This window comes from Rhodopirellula sp. J20-39, from assembly GCF_057365095.1.
Window position 1 is genome coordinate 5,612,743 of the sequence record NZ_CP195123.1, and the last position, 17,049, is coordinate 5,629,791.

Below are 17,049 nucleotides of genomic sequence, written 5' to 3' on the forward strand. Positions count from 1 at the left end.
TCTGCCGTTATCGGTGGTGGACGAGGGAATTAAACCTTCGCTCTTAACGGCGGCAGCACCGAACGGGTCGTTTGCACTTTGATTCGTTGAGCATGTCGAACCCGTGCCCGGATCGCTTCGACGCACGAAACTAGCCCAGTCGCATCCAAGCTCGCATGGGTCGAGTTCACTTCAATGCGATTCACTGCGTTTTCCAATTCCGCTAGTCGTTGGCGAGACGTCGCGTCGCCATAAACGCTCAACAATCGATCCAGTCGTGGCGCAGGGTCACTGCTTTGAACAGTGTCCGACCATTGGGTAAGATCACGCAACGTGCCAGCGGCATCGCCTGACTCTGCCGACTTCACGAATTGCTTAAACAAAGTCGCTTCGGAATGCGACTTGGCTTCTGCATGACGCTGCCAGCGTTCTCGAATGTCGCCCCGATAACAATAGAAACCAAGAAGCACGGCGGCCAAACAAGCGACCGCTAAACCCCACGCCCAACCTCGCGATTCCGACACCCCAGTGTCTTCTGTTTCGCTCGGTGAACCGCTGGCGGTGGCATCATTTGCGGGCTCAACCGTGATGGTGCGTCCCTCCAGCGTTTCTTTCTTCATCGTTTGACTTTCCGTGTCGAACCAATCCAGTTCGACAGCGGGAAGTCGGATCTGGCCCGCGGTCTGAAACACGTACGTCACCTCATCACGACGCTTGCCGGTCAGATCTCCTCGATTGATTTGATTGTCCGTGGTCGGTTCTTTGACGAAATTCTCGACACCTTCCAAGTCAGTGAATTCAATCGGCGGCAATAGAAGACTGGGGGCATTCTCAATGACACGATCGATCGTTCGTGTCAGCCCGTCCCCGACCATCAAAGAATCAGTGTCGCTCGACCAAGCTTCCGTGGCCTTCAAAGACGAGGTTGCCAAAATGGCTTCCTGATCCGTAACGCCATCAGGTCGAGTCACCGACAATTTCAATTCCGAAGTCGACTTTTGCACGGGATCACTTTGTTCTTTCGCACCAAAGACAGTATTTTCGACTGAAAGCGAAAACGCCTCAATCGAAAGTGCTCCGGAACGTTGTGGGTAAATCCACCATTCGTAGCGTTGGCCCGTATAACTATCGCCACCAATCGTTTCATTCAAACGAGTACTTTGGTTAGGCGGCATGAATACGATCGCGCCGGGAACACGCACGATGGGGTTTCCCGCCAGTTTCGCCCATGCGTCTTTTCCCAAGACGTCAACTTTCAGCACGACGCGTTCCCCTAACGAAACCGTCTCCTTTGGTTCCGAATCGGTACGGACGATGACATCGTCAGCCCCGGAACTTTCCAACATCCCATGACTGAATATCAACCAGAACATTGCGGAGGCAATCAAAACGTTAATCCCCACTCTACTGCTCATCGGTATTCTCCGGAGCAGCGTCTTGCATCGCATCTTGGAACGCGAACTTCGTCCGCAGAAAATCGCTAGGCGTCGTTTGCACTTGGCGTAGCCACATCGTACGCAACTCGTCGTCGCTTAGTTTTTGTTCCTGCACCTCCACCTCGTCACCGCCGCTTTTATTAGGAGCGTTGCTGAAAACAATCTTGTCAGCACCTAACTTCCCGCCCGTCATCTCACCGCCTTTATCCTTAACGCGTTCGGCTCGGCCCGCAGCGATTTTTCGATTCACAATCGCATCCGCCCGTTCTGGCGACTGGGCAAGTATTTGATCGTAGAGAGCCACTGCACGGTCGTACTCGCCCAGCATCATCCGCGTCGTTGCTTGATTGAAAAGTGCGTCCTGCCCTGGCAACCCAGCAAACGTCGAAGCCGCCGCTTTGAATTCTCCATCTCGAAACTGTGCGACACCTTGCCGGTTCGGATCCGCAAACAGGGTGGCGGCTGACTTCGCATTACCCGCCTGCAATGCACGCTGCCCCCGACGATCCGGTGAACTCCAAAAGTCTCGCCCCTGGTTCCACCAGACGACGCCAGCCGCAACAACGATGACTACGGTAATGCCCCAAATAGGACGCGGATCGCGAAAGACCGATTTCATAGCCCCACACTCCATCCTCGACGTGACCAAAGCAATCCCGCCAAGACCAATAAGGGGACGAAGCCGTATCCGTCGTCTCGCCATGCCGTCGCGTCAGAGTCAGTCACGGCGGCCATCGCGTGATCAGCCCGCGCGATCAGTTTCGATACATCCGAGCTATCCGAAGCGACCAGTTGTAGGGGCGCAGAGAGCATTCCAGCAGCATCGGGAACTCCCGAAGCAGCCAACGCGGAATCAGTGCGAAGTGGAACGAAAAATTGGACGGGAACCGATTCTTCTTTCATCGAATCGAAACCTGCGATTGCGGTCGGATTGACGCTATCGGTGACCACCAAGATAGATCCCCCACCTTCATTGCGTGCTAATTGCTTGGCCGCTAAATCGATCGCTGCTGGTAAGGCATCGCCTTCACTGGGCATCACCTTGGGGTCAAGTGCTTGCAACATGTGGTTGATTACATCGCCATCACTGGTGACCGGCATCACCAAATGAGCTGAACCGTTGTAGGCAACCAATCCGGTTCCGGCACCACCACGGGCATCCAACAGTTCAGCCAGCTTGGCTCGTGATCGTTCCAAACGAGATGGCGGCATGTCGTCCGTCATCATCGACTCCGCCACCCGCAACACAATCATCAACTGAGCTTGATCGTCGGCGAACGGCGACGGTTGCTGACGCCAAGCGGGTCCCGCGATCGCCAAAGCCGCGAGCAACCACACGGGCAATAACATATTCAAGGGAGTGAAGATCGTTGATCTTCCCGGTTGAATAACAAGGTGTCGCAACAGATGCGGAGCCACCTGTCCTTGCAACTCGACACCCGGTCGAGTGCGATGCCGAAGCCACCACCACAAACCAATCGCCAAGGGTATAGCCAGCAACCCGATCGGTCGCAGAAAATGGAAGCCCAATAATAAGAACGAACCGCTCATCGTCTGCCTCCTTGGCTATCCAAATCGACCTGTCGACCGACATTAGAAACGAGCCGGCGGCGTATACTGCCCATCATGATCGAACTCACGAAGTACCCCATCGCCAACACCATTGCCAATCCAACGAACCAATGAAACAGATCACGTTTGGGCCGATACGAGAGACTGTCCACTTTGCGTTGCGACATCTCGTCGAGTTGCTTGTAGATCGATTGCAGTTGATTGCGATCGGCGGCATAGAAGTACTCGCCGCCGGTTTGTTTTGCGACATCCTTCAAAGCTTGCTCGTCTAGCAATTCCTCACCCGCCGCCTTGGGATCGCCTACTCCGATGGTATGAATCACGATTCCTTGATCTTTGGCGATCTTAGCTGCTTCGCTGGGTGGGACGCGACTGCCGGTATCGTTTCCGTCGGTTAACGCAATCAGCACTTTGTCTTCCAGGTCACTGCGTTGAAACACGGTGATCGCCAGTCCGATCGCATCGCCAAACGAAGTCTGCGGACCTGCCATCCGCACGCGAGTTTCGTCTAACAGTTGCCGACAAACGTCCAAGTCTTGAGTGAATGGGATTTGCACAAACGCTCCTGTTCCAAAGACGATCATGCCAACGCGATCGCCATCACGACGGGTCAGGAAGTCACCTAGAACTTCCTTCACTGCATCCAGGCGGTTTACCGTCTTACCCGCTGCATTCTTAAAATCTTTGGTTTCCATTGACCCCGACAGATCAATTGCCAACATCAGATCTCGGGTCGGCACCTGCTTCGTAATCGGTGGTTCCAAGAACTGCGGCCGCGCCACCGCAATCACCAACAACGTCCAAACGAAAACGTATACGATTGCTTGAATCCAACTGCGACGCCGGATCACTGCACCACGGCCGGGTGTCTGGCCGGACGCGTCAACCAAAACGTCGAACATCGGCACACGAATGGATGCTCGCTGTGCCTGATACGCGGGCGGTAGGTACCTAACGAGCAACGGAAGCGGAAGCAACACGAGCAACCACGGATACGCGAGGATCATTCCTGAGCCTCCGCATCATGATGTCGGATCCAGGCTGCCGCCATCTCGGTCACACGATTCCACTCTTGATCACTACACGGATCGGTTGATGGCTCGTACGACGCCGTGCCGATTCGGCAGGCCGGAGCCGATTCAAAGTCCTCGTTGCGGCTCGTCGTGGCAAGAAAATGGGTCCAGTCGTTTCCGATCAAACCAGCCACTTGTTCACGCGGAAAAGCTACCAAGGCAACGCGTTTGAGCAGCGTCGAAAGCCCGGCAAAATCGCCTTTCGTGATGCCACCTAGCTCCTGAAGACCTTGCCGGCGGTAGGCATTTCGCTGCCAACGCATCCATCCTTTGACCGCAAACCAAACCGCCCATAGCAACACGATCGCGATGATAAAGTACCAGCCCACCGCAGGCGGCCACCATGGCACCGGCGGTGGTTCGACGATGTCTTGCAAACGGTCCAGACTGAATGGATCGGGCTTCATGATCGACGCACTCCCAACAACCGGTGCAATTGCGGGAGCACCTCTTCGCCGGTGCTGATCGGCAACACTGGCGATTGAAGTTTTTTCTGCAAAGAGAGCACATCAGCGATTCGCCCGGACGTGACCGTTTCAATCCGCTTGGTCGCCTTCGAACCCGACAGCTCGATTTGCAATTCGCCATCACTGAGCACAAAGCGTTCACTGTTGGGCAATTCCGACGCACTCGGATCGTGCACAAGAGCGCAAACGAGATCGTTGTGCTGAGAGATACGCTGAAGCGATCGCGTTGCCTTTTCATCGAGCCCGTGAAAATCGCTTATTGCGATTACCAGATAGTCATGAGTCGCAAGGCGAGCTGCCCGTTCGAGCACTTCACCGAGCATTCCCGGCTTGGACTTTAAGCTCGATGACACTGACAAGCCTGCATTGAAATCAACGACCGTTTTCAGCACCCGCGTAACACAATCACGACTGCGACGCGGCTGGATGAAGTCAGCTTTATCATCGTTAAAAACAATCGCCCCCACACGGTCCCCTTGGTCAAGCACTCGCCATGCCGAGAGTGCCGCAATTTGAGCCGCGACAACCGACTTCATGTACAACTGCGTCCCAAAGAACATCCCGATGCGTTGATCCACCAACAACAAAACAGGACGATCGCGTTCTTCGGTGAAGACTCGCGTGTGCGGCGTACGAGTTCGAGCGGTAACCTTCCAGTCGATGGTTCGGACGTCATCGCTAGGCTGATAATTGCGGATCTCTTCAAAGTTCAGGCCACGACCTCGGATTCGCGAAGCATGGCGACCCGACAACAAACTTTGAATCGGATGACGCGGCAAAAAGGAAAGTCCGTTAGTAAGGTGTTCCAAGAGCGACAGCCCACGCAGGTTCACGTAAACGCGATCATCTGCCTTTGCATCACTCACGCAACCGGAACTCCCTTGATGATCCGCGTGATAATCTCATCCGCAGTGATACCGTCCGCGTTCGCTTCATAGGTCAGCCCCAACCGGTGGCGAAGACAATCATGTGCGATAGCTCGCAAGTGATCCGGGGTCACGTGATTTTCGCCTTGCAACCACGCATACGCTCGCGATGCCTTGTCCAACGCGAGCGAACCTCGCGGGCTGGCGCCTACCTGGATCCAACGAGCAAGATCCGCATCAATCTCAGCAGGCCGGCGAGTGGCCGCGATCAGCGCTACCAAGTAATCTTCCATGGCGTCCGAGATCGCCACCGCATCAATCTCGGCCCGGGCTTGGAAGATTGCTTCTTGAGCAATGATTTCGGACGCCGATTGATCTGCTGCGGCGCTCGTTTCCTGACGAACCAAACGAACGATCGCTTTTTCCGATGCATCATCTGGGTACGTCATCGTGATGTGCATCAGGAATCGATCCATTTGTGCCTCCGGCAACGGATACGTCCCCTCTTGTTCAATCGGGTTCTGCGTGGCGAGCACCATGAACAGAGCCGGCATGGGGTGGGTCTTGCCCGCCACGGTGACTTGCCGCTCTTCCATCGCTTCCAACAACGCCGCTTGCACCTTGGCCGGCGACCGGTTGATCTCGTCCGCCAATACCAAGTTGGCAAAGATTGGACCTGGTTGAAACTCAAAACGCTCAGCCGCGTTTTCGCCCAAGTACATTTCCGAACCGGTGATATCCGCGGGAAGCAGGTCCGGTGTGAACTGAATCCGGCTGAATTCCGACTGCAGGTTTTCCGACAGTGTTTTGATCGCCCTGGTTTTTGCCAAACCAGGCAGACCTTCTAGCAATGCGTTCCCGTTGCAAAGCAAGGTGAGCAATAGCCGCTCGACCACCTCTTCTTGACCGATGATGGAGGCGGACATTCGCCGACTGAGTTCAAGGATCGATTCGCGTGAGTTCATGACGTCGTGGTGGTAACAAGTAGGATCAGGGTAGCGGTCTATCGATTGGCGCGGCGAACACCAATAACGCGATAGCCGGGATATCGCGATAGCACCATCTGCGAAGCGATGTCACTGTTTTGTGCGGTAACCATCACGCTCGTTCGTCGCCCGTAAACGCCTGGTCCTGGCTCCAACCCGACTTCCCAAAACGAGGTCAGCCCCGTGTTGGCTGCTAACATGTTCAGTTTCAAAATTTCGATTTGATGACGCTGCGCACTTTGTTGTTGCTGCTGTGCTTGCTGTTGTTGATATTGCATAGCCTCCGTCTGCATCATCAAGCTTTCATTTTGCTTGGCGACTTCATCGGCGTGGGCTACCGACCACGCGTCCCAACCCGGCTTTAGAACCTCCAACTCCTTCTCGCCGAATAGAAAAAACGGAACTGCAATCTCGTCCCCCGATTCCAACTTCATCAACACACCTTCAAGTGGATAGACCTTGGTTTGCCCATCGAGCGTCTTGGCCCACTTATTCAGCTCATGTGCGTTGGTCATTTCCTGGTTTTCCAATTCCGACACAATCTTCAAGATCAATCGTTGATGCAGCGGACTGTATTGATCAAAAGGCTTGCCGTTGATGACTTCTTTGCCGCGTTGTCGAACAATTGTCAAATCCTTCTTCCCATACGCCAACACACGTCCGCGAATACTGATCCCGTCTTTGGATGTCCAAGTCTGCATTCGCTCGATATCCGAGCTCAATTGCTGGCCCAATTCTTTCGACCTGACAAAGTTGCGATCCTGCTCGGAAAGCTCGTCCAACTGAACCGATACTAGCTTGCCGGACGCTCGTTTTAGAATCACGCTGTGATCATTGAACGCGACGGCATCGGCTTCTAACGAGTAGCCACCTGTTGAACTGGTCCATGTCCGCGCCATCACGGCAGGGGACAAAACCAGCGAAGTGGTCAACGTCAAAAACAACAGCAAGCGATTCATAACAAGATTCCAGGCGATCAAGGAAAGACAGTTTGAATGTAGAAAACGCATGGTCTGGCGGCACAAATAGCCACCAAACCATGCGTGAGATGCGAAGGTAACTTGGAAGCTACTTGCCAGCAGCGCCTTCCTGCAGCTTTGCCATAACTTCGTCCAGATTGAAACTGGCTGCTTTTTGACGAGCCGGGAACTCCTTAAACGTCATCAAGAACTTTCCAACGTAATCCTGGGCCGGAACCAACAGGAAAGCCCGTTCGAGCAACCAGTCATAATAGGTGTTTGACGTGATGTCAGCTCGTTCGTAGGGATCGCCACGCAAGTTGAAAATCTTTGGCAATCGCAAGCTAACGAAGGGTTCCGCCCAAATTCGCAACGTCCCTTGTGCACGCTGCTCTAGGAAGACGAGCTTCCAATTGTCGTAACGCAAAGCCGTCAATTGCTGATCATCGTTCGCATAGTAGAACGACTCACGAGGTCCCTTTTCTTCTTCGCCAGTCAGGTATGGCAACAAGTTGAAACCATCTAAGTGGACCTTGTAGTCACGCCCGATCGCCTTATGTCCCTTGAGCAATTTTTCTTTGACGTCAGGTTCGCCAGCCATTGCGAGGAAGGTTGGCAACCAATCCAGGTGAGAAACGATTTCGTTAGAAATGGTGCCTGGCTTGATCTTGCCTGGATAACGAACCATGGCAGGAACTCGGTAGGCGCCTTCCCAGTTACTGTTCTTTTCATTGCGGAATGGAGTCATCGCCGCGTCGGGCCAACTGTTCATGTGCGGACCGTTGTCGGTGCTGTACATGACAAACGTGTTGTCGTTCAGTCCGAGTTCATCGAGCTTATCCAAGACTGTGCCGACGTTCTTGTCGTGATCAATCATTGCGTCGGCATATTCGGACATCCAACGTCCGGACTGGCCCACGCTTTCAGGCTTGACGTGCGTTCGGAAGTGCATGTGCGTGAAGTTCACCCACACGAAAAACGGCTTTTCAGCTTTCGCTTGACGTTCGATAAAATCAGCAGCGCGGTCGGCGACGTCGTCGTCGATCGTTTCCATTCGCTTTCGGGTCAACGGCCCGGTGTCTTCAATCTTGCCGTCCGCGAAACTGTGCAAAACTCCGCGAGGACCGTATTTCTTGCGGAATTCAGGATCCTTGGGATAGTCACGGTGCTCAGGCTCTTCTTCGGCATTGAGGTGATATAGGTTGCCGTAGAACTCATCGAAACCGTGGTTGGTGGGCAACATTTCATCACGGTCACCGAGGTGGTTCTTACCGAACTGGCCCGTCGCGTAACCATGGTTTTTAAGAAGACCAGCAATTGTGGGGTCTTCCACTTGCATGCCCAGATCGGCACCGGGCAACCCGACTTTGGTCAATCCGGTTCGCATGCCGTGTTGCCCCATGATGAAGCTGGCACGTCCAGCAGTGCAACTTTGCTCGGCGTAATAGTCCGTGAACATCATGCCTTCGCGAGCAACGCGATCGATGTTTGGAGTCTGGTAACCCATCAGGCCGTGCGTGTAAGCACTGATGTTTGATCGACCAATGTCGTCGCCCCAGATGATGACGATATTAGGTCTTTCGGATTTAGATTCATCAGCGGCCGTTGCCGCTGATGTACCCAACAATGCCACCGGCAGCGCCAGTGCATACAGGGAGCGAAGGACGGAGACAATTCTCATAGCAAACTCACGTTGTTGAAGTCGAAACAGAAAAGGGTAAACGGAGAAGGAAAGGCCGCTGGCATATTTTCATCGTGAGATTGAACGATGTGGAGCGTAACGACCAGTGATGCCTGCAAGGTTCATTGCAGATCTAGGCACTGTTAAAGGGATAGTGACGGGTTAATGGAACGATGACAGAACGGGAAAAAACAGCCCGGACTTTCGACACGCGGAAGCTCAAACTGGTAAAGACGAAACCAGTTTCACTTAGCTGTACTGGCTTCTTGGTCAGCGTCAGTCGCCTTGGGCTTATCAGCCGAGGAAGCTTCATCGGAACTGGAGCCATCCGTGTCGTCTGACTCCACATCGGAATCATCCGCATCGTCTTCCGGTTCTGGCAAACGCACCAACAAATAGTTGTCCTGGGTTTCTTTACCAAAGTGGACCAACAGCGGTGCTTCATCTTGCGTGAGGTTGTAGATGCCCGTCTCGGCGACCACCTCTTCACTTTCGCCGACTCGCATGGCCACTCGCTGAGTCTCCTTGTCGACGCGGCCTTGGATCGCATCTGTTTTGTCAGTTTGCTTGTTGTACAGCGTTCCGGAGATTACCCCCGTTTTATCCACTGCAAGCTGCACCAACCGATTGGGGTCCACATCGTCGGGATCTGTCGTCAAAGCGAACGTCCCCAAAGGCAACCACTCCGCTTGCTGCGCCTCTTCGTCAGTCTCTGGGGCGGGTACGGTCGCCAACGCCGCTGCACTTTCGGCAAACTCGTCGGCCGAAGCCACTTCCTCGCCCCCGATGTAAACCCGGTTGTCCTGGTAGGTCACGTTGCCGCCGTCGCCATAGTCGTAATAAACCGGTTCTTGCCAAACCGTTGCTGGCGCTTCCCAGGCAAACCAATTCGTCACGTTCGCATAGCTAGGTGTCGTCCACCAATAGGTCCAAGGGTACGATCGATAGCGGTAAAAATAATGCCATCCGCAGAAGCGAAAGGGATGATGCCCCCACCAGTTATTTCCAAAGTAACCGTGGTGATACCTCCAATGATCGCGGACGTTCCCACCCCAGTGCCGATGATGTGCGATCACGGCGGGGTTGCGAGCCGGCCACCGGTTTAGCGAACCGATCTGCCCCTGCCATCGATTGTTAATCTGATTGATATTCGCGTGGTCAATGTTGGCCCAACTGGGACGATTGTTGATCACGGTGTTGTTGCCAATATTGATATCGCCGACGCTAACGGGCCCGCGATTGCCGATGCCGTTTCCGTTACCAAGGTTGGGGCGGTCACCGCGATCAGGTCGGTTGGCAATACCGGGTCGCCCTGCGTCTGGCCGATCGACACCCGGTCGATTTGATCCGGGCCGATCGCCACCAGGACGATCGCTACCGGGACGATCTAAGCCGGGGCGTCCAGCACCGGGTCGATCCGCTGCGTTACCCGGCAATTTGTTTGGCCGATCATTGTTGCCAGGTCGGATAGGCTTATCGAGCCCAAGGAAGTCACCCAACTCGCCTGCACTGGGACGATCACCAGCACTGGGACGGTCGCCAATCCCTGGCCGGCCACCGGCATTGGGGCGGTCTCCTAATCCAAGTCGGTCACCGGCACTTGGTCGATCGCCAAGCGATGGGCGATCACCCGCACCCGGCCGTCCTCCTAAACCCGGACGGTCGCTGCCACCGGGGCGATTGCTACTGCCAGGACGATTGGGCAGATTGGGTTTCGAGCCAGGCCGAAGGTCGTCGGATCCCGGCACACGCCCCGGCAAAGTGGATGGCCGGTTCGTTCCGCCTGGTCGTGTGACTCCGCTAGGTTTGCTACCGAAACCTCCCGATGGATTGTTCACGCCCGGCAAAGAGTTCCCCGGGCGATTAAGGCTTGAGTTAGGCAAACTAGGACGTTGTGAGCTCGGGAAAGAGCTCGCTGGCCGCGATGTCGCAGGTCGAGAAAAGTTGGACCCTGAAAACCCGGGCGAGCTTGGCCGAGAAAAGTTGGAGCCCGATCCGCCAAGGTTGGGCATGCTTGTGCTGGGACGAGACATCGGACGCGCACCGCCGCCAAAATTCGAACCACCGCCGAAGTTTGCTCCTCCGCCGAAACTCGCGCCGCCACGCATGGCACCACCGCCCCCGCCTCGCATCGCACCACCTCGAGCACCACCACCGCCTCGCCCACCGAATCCACCAGCCCATACTGCCGGGGCCGAAATCACAGCGAACCCGATTACCAAACTGGAAAGAAAGCCTAGGCGACCTCGCCGAGATGGAGCAGCGATCGCTGACGCAGGACAACAAACGAGCGGATTGTCTTGGCCAATCGAAACCGTACTTTGATTATCAAGCATGCTTATTCTCCCGAACCGGCTGGCTGTGTTTCGACCGATGTTCCATCCGCATCATCCGCTGGCGAGTCGACTCGGACCACCGTAACGGGCACCCCGTTAGGCAGCGGTTCGCCAGCGACACTTCTTCCGAAAAGCTTGACGTTCAAAGTGTTATCATCGACTTGGCGGATCAAGTAAGTCCCGGCACTCCGAACCCCATCTGGACTCGTTACACGCGACTGCACCGTCGCGGTTTTCTCTTGGTCGCTGATTTGCCAATCACCCTCACCAAAGCTGCCATCGCCGAAGAACGACCAAGATCGAATTTGATCAGCATTGGGATCCTGTCCAATGACTTGAAAACCAACCTGGGATTCAGAACCTTCCGTTTCACGACTAAAAACTCGCAGCAGAAAATGCCCCCCAGGTAAAGGACGCACACTGGTGGTTACGTTCGCACCCTCAATATCATCCTGCCAATCTCCCTGTAACCAGGACAACTGGTCGATACTGCTTACTACACCGCCCACCTCAGCCTCGGGTTGATCACCGACGGCACGCTCATCGATGTTGTTGAACTTCCAGTCTCCGTCTTCCAAAACCATCAAAGCAACAAACTCGAACTGCTCCATCACACCCGCTGTCGTATCTTTGCTGGACAATTCGATGGTGGGCACTTCAATGGTGTTCGTTCCCTCTATCCGTGCGGCCGACTCTCCGACCATCCGAACACTATCGATCGTCACTTGCAATCGCGGTGCTGCCGAGCCGGAAAGCACAACATCTAACTGCTTAGCGATTTCATCCCGCCCAGACCAAACAAGCCCAGACGAAAGATCACGATATTGGCCGTCCGCCACCCAGTGCTGGGTTAGCTGACTGGCGTTCTTGGCATTGAAGTTCGCGACGTATTGTGAAACAAACGCGCGAATCGCGGTTTCGTCGGCAAACGCGGGCAAGTGCATCAGCACAAGCAGAAGGCATGACGCTATAAAGCGATTCATTTCGACCTTTCGAACAAGTCGGATTGGAGACAAGATTGAGCCGACGTCCATGTGCGAACTGCATCATAAGCGAACCATACCTCATGGCAAGTCTCGGCGCAGGCCACGGCAAACCAAAGACCTAAAAAGACATGCCGGAATGAGGGCATCCACCTAGCTTAAGGCAATTCAGACCACGACAGGGAAGCGGACACCATCACGACCGCCGCACACGACATTGACCGTGGGATTTGGACCTCGAAGGCCTCAAAACTTGCCTGACCCTGAATTTGCTCGCCGGGGAAATTAGCGAAGCGCAAAGACGCTGCTTTTTGTATGTTCCGGATTCCTCGCGAAACCGATTGAGCATCTAGTGCAAAGGCGGAAAATTGGCTGGGTCCGATCTCCAGCCAAACGTCAAATTTTGTGAATCGGAACCATTTCCGATCTGCATTTAGGCGAACTCAACCCCCCAACGCACGTCAATCTTCCCTTGCGTTTCATCTCTCTTACCGCCACACAAAACCATGATGCGGTTCAGCTATTCTATCGCCCCCGCTTTCAAACTCTTAGCTGCAACTCTAGCAGTCTTGAGCGGATCGCTGATGGCCGTTACGCAGGCCGAAAACGACCATTTTGGTTGCAATGCATGCGATATTCATGCTGGCTGCGATGCGTGCGAATGGGACGAAGTCCAACATTGTGGCTGCGATGCACAGTGCGTTTCCCGCTCGGAAACATCCTGCGGTTGCTTCACGTCAGATTGTATGACCGAACTGTGCCAACTGCGGCGTCAACTCACGGACAACGGCATTTCGTTCCAAAGCAACATTACGCAGTTTTATTTTGGAACGGTATCAGGCGGACTTGAACAAACCGACCGCTACGGCGGGCACGGTGACTATGTCGCCAACTTTGATATGGGCAAGCTCGGACTACACGAAGGACTGTACATCAAACTTCGCGCCGAACACCGATTCGGTCAAAGCATTGTCGAGCCAAGCGGTGCTTTCCTACCAGCCACACTGGCGACTGAATTACCAACCACAGAAGACCGAGATCTTCATCTAACCAACTTCGTAATCACACAAGCACTTAGCGAAAACTTCATCATTTACGGCGGCAAGATTGACACGCTCGACGGTGACATGAATGCGTTCGCGCACGGTCGCGGCATCACTCAATTTTCGAACGTCAGTTTTATTGCCAACCCGATCGCTCTAAGAACAATCCCCTACGCAAGTCTCGGTGCCGGTTTCGCGTGGTTGATGGAAGGCGAACCCGTGCTTTCGTTCCTAGTCATGAACCCTACCGATACATCAACGTCCGCCGGGTTTGACGAACTTTTTTCCGACGGCGTTGCGATGTCAGTCGAAGCACGCGCGCCCACCAACTTCGGTGGTCTGCCTGGGCACCAACTCTTTGCTGGTACTTACAGCACTCGTGATTACGTCAGCCTGGACCAAGACCCGCGAATCGTACTACCTCAAGTCCCGATCGCACGCACATCGGATTCCTGGTCGCTCTACTGGAACACGGACCAATACCTCTATACCGACCGAAATGATCCGACACATGGCTGGGGCTATTTCGCTCGAGCAGGTATCGCCGACGATAGCGCCAATCCGATTAGCTATTTCCTGAGTGCAGGAATTGGCGGAAACAGCCGTCTGCGTGGCCGGGACGCCGATACGTTTGGACTGGGCTATTACTTCTCCGGCACCAGCGATGAATTGGCACCCGCAATCGCAGGAGCCATCGGAGGCGTCGGTGACAGCCAGGGCGTCGAGGCGTATTACAGCATTCAGGCGACACCAAACTTGGCAATTACCCCAGACGCTCAGTGGATCTCACAAGCCCGTGAATCCGTCGACGATGCCTGGGTACTGGGCGTGCGTGCGAACTTGGCTTTCTGAACGATACTGCTCTTCGGCCCAAGGACCGCTTGCTAACCTAACAGCGCAGTCGTTTGGTTAACCACGCAGCAATTTGGCAAGCCGTCAAAACGCCAAACTCGAAAACCTGCTTGGCTATTGCAAGCAGCTCTCTCAATCGCCATCCAGCAAATTGCCGAGCGATCCCAAGATAGATCCCTCACCACCGCTGCCGCCTGATCCGCCAGCAGTCCCGACAATCCGCTCGGCAAGACGCCGCATTGGAAGGCTCTGCAACCACACTCGGCCCGTGCCACGAAGTGTTGCTAAAAACAAACCTTCACCGCCCAGGAACATGCTCTTCAAATTCCCGGCTCGCTCGATGTTGTATTCGATGTGGGGTTCAAAGGCGACCAAACATCCGGTGTCGACACGCAACGTTTCCCCATTAAGCCGGCGTTCCACTACCGTCCCACCAGCGTGAATGCACGCCAGTCCGTCGCCCACCAACTTTTGCAGGATGAACCCTTCGCCGCCGAACAATCCCGTTCCCAACTTCTTTTGAAACGCGATCGATACCTGAGTGCCCATCGCGGCACATAAGAATGCATCCTTTTGGCACAACAAGTCATTACCCGGAATCGTCGCCAGATCAATCGGCACGATCTTCCCCGGATAGGGTGCGGCGAACGCAACATGACTCTTCCCACGCCCAGTGTGTGTGAAGTGAGTCATGAATAGTGATTCACCGCTGATCGCTCGCTTACCCATGGAAAGCATTTTGCCGAACATGCCTGTGTCTGGCTGAGATCCGTCACCCATTTTGGCTTCAAACTGGATGCCTTCTTCCATGTATAGCATCGCACCAGCTTCCGCGATGACGGTTTCGCCTGGATCAAGCTCGATCACGACCATCTGAAGATCGTCACCGATAATTTCAAAGTCCACCTCATGGCAACGACGATTGGGGTTCGGTGCGAACCGATATCGCTTCGTTGGCGGATGCCCAGCCGAGCCACCTACTCCCATCGCAGCGGCTCCCTGGGCTGCCGCGCCGCCCATCACTGATGGTTGCCCCATGCTAGGCGTCGGTGGATTGACCGGGGTGGCCGGAACCACCGCCGATGGCAACGATGCAAACGGATCGTCGTCGAACACTTCCTGAGCAACCTCGACGGTCTGGCCAGCAAACGGGTCTGGAGCGGGCACACCGATGATTTGCGAACAAGCCGGACACTTCACTCGCTTCCCCGCCGCCGTATCGGGTACGCGGAGGTTCCGACCACACGAGCATTGAACTTCGATCGGCATGTTGAGTTCCTTAACGTCAAAGAAAGAATGCAGTCATTGGTTTGGTTCACCACCTCAGCTCGGTCGAACTGGGATTAGATCGATCCCGAACCACATCCTTGTTTTACCAAAACCACGTCCCGCCCAGTGTCAGCTAACAAAAGTGTCAGCTAACAAAAGTGTCAGCTAACAAAAGTGTCAGCTAACAAAAGGACCAGCTATCCATAGGGCGACGAACCAGAGAGCGAAACATCGTTAACACAACCATAGCGGAATGTCGCATGCCATCCGGCCACGCCCTAAGCACCCAAGCTGTTCGGACCATTAGGTCGTGTACAGCGAGTTAAACCGCACGTAGTCCACCGTCAAATCGCTTGTCCAATACTGGGCCGCTCCGGAGTCCGTGCCTACAACCAATCGCAACTTAACCTCTACAGCCGCCTTCATCATTTCACTCAGTTTGGCGGCGTCGATAGAAACCGGTTGCCCATTTTCAAACACCTTCACCCCCTCGATGGTCAGACTGGTGTTTGCCACATCCATTTTCGGGCCTGCATACCCAGCGGCCGAAACAATCCGGCCCCAATTCGGATCGCCTCCCGTGATGGCCGTCTTCACCAACGGACTCGCTGCAACCGAACGAGCGATCGTCAGAGCATCCGCATCCGACAAGGCGCCTTCCACATTCACTTCGAAAAAGCGAACAGCCCCCTCACCATCAGCGACCAACATTTTCGCCAACTCCAAACAAGCATCCGAAGCCGCAGCCACAAACTCGCCGAGTGCTTCGTCCGTCGCGGATGACTGCTCGTTCCCGCCGGTCATCAACACAACCGTGTCGTTGGTACTCATGTGACCGTCCACACTGACCCGGTTAAACGATCGCTCCGTGAGTTGCCGCAGGGCTTGCGGAGCCTGTTCGACGGACATCGGGAAGTCGGTCACCACGACACCCAACATGGTCGCCATGTTAGGAGCAATCATTCCGGCCCCTTTGCACATCGCGGCCAAGCGGTAAGTTTTGCCGCCGGCCTCGAAGGCAATTGACACGTTCTTGCGATAGGCGTCCGTTGTGCAAATCGCATCATTTGCCGCGATGAAATGATCGGCCGTATCGCCCAGGTTTCCAAACGCGTTCTCGATACCGACCAGTACCTTCGCCATCGGCAGCGGCTGACCAATCACGCCAGTACTCATCACGAACACATCTTCGGGCTCACACTCCAGCCGATCGGCAACGACACTTCCCATTTGAATCGCATCGAGATCGCCTTGTCGCCCCGTGCAAGCATTCGCATTGCCGCTGTTGGTAATCACCGCTCGGCAAGTCGCCGTCGGCGAGCGTTCTCGGCACAGCGTTACCGGTGCGGCAAAAACTTGATTGGTGGTTGTCACGGCGGCGGCGACACAAGGCTGGTCGGCGACAATCAGCGAAACGTCTGGCTTGCCACTGGCTTTGATACCGCCGGTGGCACCGGCGAAGCGAAAGCCCGCTGGAAGAAGAATTTCGTTGGTGGACTGGCTCACTTCGGAGACGGGAGGCGTTGGCTTCATAGGAATGGATGTTT

The 17,049-nt window shown here is 54.9% G+C and carries 14 protein-coding genes; 1 reads left to right on the forward strand and 13 read right to left on the reverse strand.

Features of this window, described 5'->3' with window-relative positions:
• Window positions 1-29 precede the first annotated feature (29 nt).
• The 11 genes from ACR3ZL_RS20305 to ACR3ZL_RS20355 form a co-directional block, all read right to left on the reverse strand.
• Window positions 30-1,394: a BatD family protein gene (locus tag ACR3ZL_RS20305; RefSeq protein ID WP_473651271.1), complete on the reverse strand. Its 1,365-nt coding sequence runs from the start codon at window positions 1,392-1,394 to the stop codon at window positions 30-32.
• Complete coding sequence (locus ACR3ZL_RS20310) at window positions 1,384-2,034, reverse strand: tetratricopeptide repeat protein (RefSeq protein ID WP_473651270.1); 651 nt, start codon at window positions 2,032-2,034, stop codon at window positions 1,384-1,386. Before ACR3ZL_RS20310 ends, ACR3ZL_RS20305 begins: the two co-directional genes overlap by 11 nt.
• A complete protein-coding gene (locus ACR3ZL_RS20315) occupies window positions 2,031-2,966 on the reverse strand; it encodes a VWA domain-containing protein (protein WP_473651269.1) in 936 nt (311 codons plus the stop codon). The genes ACR3ZL_RS20310 and ACR3ZL_RS20315 overlap by 4 nt, the downstream gene beginning before the upstream one ends.
• Window positions 2,963-3,994, reverse strand: coding sequence for a VWA domain-containing protein (locus ACR3ZL_RS20320; RefSeq protein ID WP_473651268.1), 1,032 nt, complete (start codon window positions 3,992-3,994; stop codon window positions 2,963-2,965). Before ACR3ZL_RS20320 ends, ACR3ZL_RS20315 begins: the two co-directional genes overlap by 4 nt.
• Window positions 3,991-4,467 (reverse strand): DUF4381 domain-containing protein, encoded by a 477-nt coding sequence (locus ACR3ZL_RS20325; RefSeq protein WP_473651267.1) that lies wholly within the window; start codon window positions 4,465-4,467, stop codon window positions 3,991-3,993. The genes ACR3ZL_RS20320 and ACR3ZL_RS20325 overlap by 4 nt, the downstream gene beginning before the upstream one ends.
• Window positions 4,464-5,393: a DUF58 domain-containing protein gene (locus ACR3ZL_RS20330; protein ID WP_473651266.1), complete on the reverse strand. Its 930-nt coding sequence runs from the start codon at window positions 5,391-5,393 to the stop codon at window positions 4,464-4,466. The genes ACR3ZL_RS20325 and ACR3ZL_RS20330 overlap by 4 nt, the downstream gene beginning before the upstream one ends.
• Window positions 5,390-6,358, reverse strand: a complete 969-nt coding sequence (locus ACR3ZL_RS20335) for an AAA family ATPase (protein WP_473651265.1) — start codon at window positions 6,356-6,358, stop codon at window positions 5,390-5,392. Before ACR3ZL_RS20335 ends, ACR3ZL_RS20330 begins: the two co-directional genes overlap by 4 nt.
• A gap of 38 nt (window positions 6,359-6,396) precedes the next feature.
• Window positions 6,397-7,338, reverse strand: a complete 942-nt coding sequence (locus ACR3ZL_RS20340) for an SHD1 domain-containing protein (protein ID WP_473651264.1) — start codon at window positions 7,336-7,338, stop codon at window positions 6,397-6,399.
• A gap of 109 nt (window positions 7,339-7,447) precedes the next feature.
• The gene (locus ACR3ZL_RS20345) at window positions 7,448-9,019 is read right to left on the reverse strand and encodes an arylsulfatase (RefSeq protein ID WP_473651263.1); all 1,572 of its coding nucleotides are present in this window, start codon (window positions 9,017-9,019) and stop codon (window positions 7,448-7,450) included.
• A gap of 245 nt (window positions 9,020-9,264) precedes the next feature.
• Window positions 9,265-11,355 (reverse strand): mu-protocadherin- cell-suface protein, encoded by a 2,091-nt coding sequence (locus tag ACR3ZL_RS20350; protein ID WP_473651262.1) that lies wholly within the window; start codon window positions 11,353-11,355, stop codon window positions 9,265-9,267.
• Between the two features lie 2 nt (window positions 11,356-11,357).
• Entirely contained in the window at window positions 11,358-12,338 is a 981-nt protein-coding gene (locus ACR3ZL_RS20355) for an SgcJ/EcaC family oxidoreductase (RefSeq protein ID WP_473651261.1), read from the reverse strand.
• Between the two features lie 746 nt (window positions 12,339-13,084).
• On the opposite strand from ACR3ZL_RS20355, the gene ACR3ZL_RS20360 reads away from it, so the two are divergent.
• Window positions 13,085-14,233, forward strand: a complete 1,149-nt coding sequence (locus tag ACR3ZL_RS20360) for a carbohydrate porin (protein WP_473651260.1) — start codon at window positions 13,085-13,087, stop codon at window positions 14,231-14,233.
• 132 nt (window positions 14,234-14,365) lie between these two features.
• Here ACR3ZL_RS20360 and ACR3ZL_RS20365 read toward each other — a convergent pair whose 3' ends face one another.
• Window positions 14,366-15,502: a TIGR00266 family protein gene (locus ACR3ZL_RS20365; protein ID WP_473651259.1), complete on the reverse strand. Its 1,137-nt coding sequence runs from the start codon at window positions 15,500-15,502 to the stop codon at window positions 14,366-14,368.
• A 303-nt stretch (window positions 15,503-15,805) separates the two neighbouring features.
• Complete coding sequence (gene argJ, locus ACR3ZL_RS20370; RefSeq protein WP_473651258.1) at window positions 15,806-17,035, reverse strand: bifunctional glutamate N-acetyltransferase/amino-acid acetyltransferase ArgJ; 1,230 nt, start codon at window positions 17,033-17,035, stop codon at window positions 15,806-15,808.
• Window positions 17,036-17,049 lie beyond the last annotated feature (14 nt).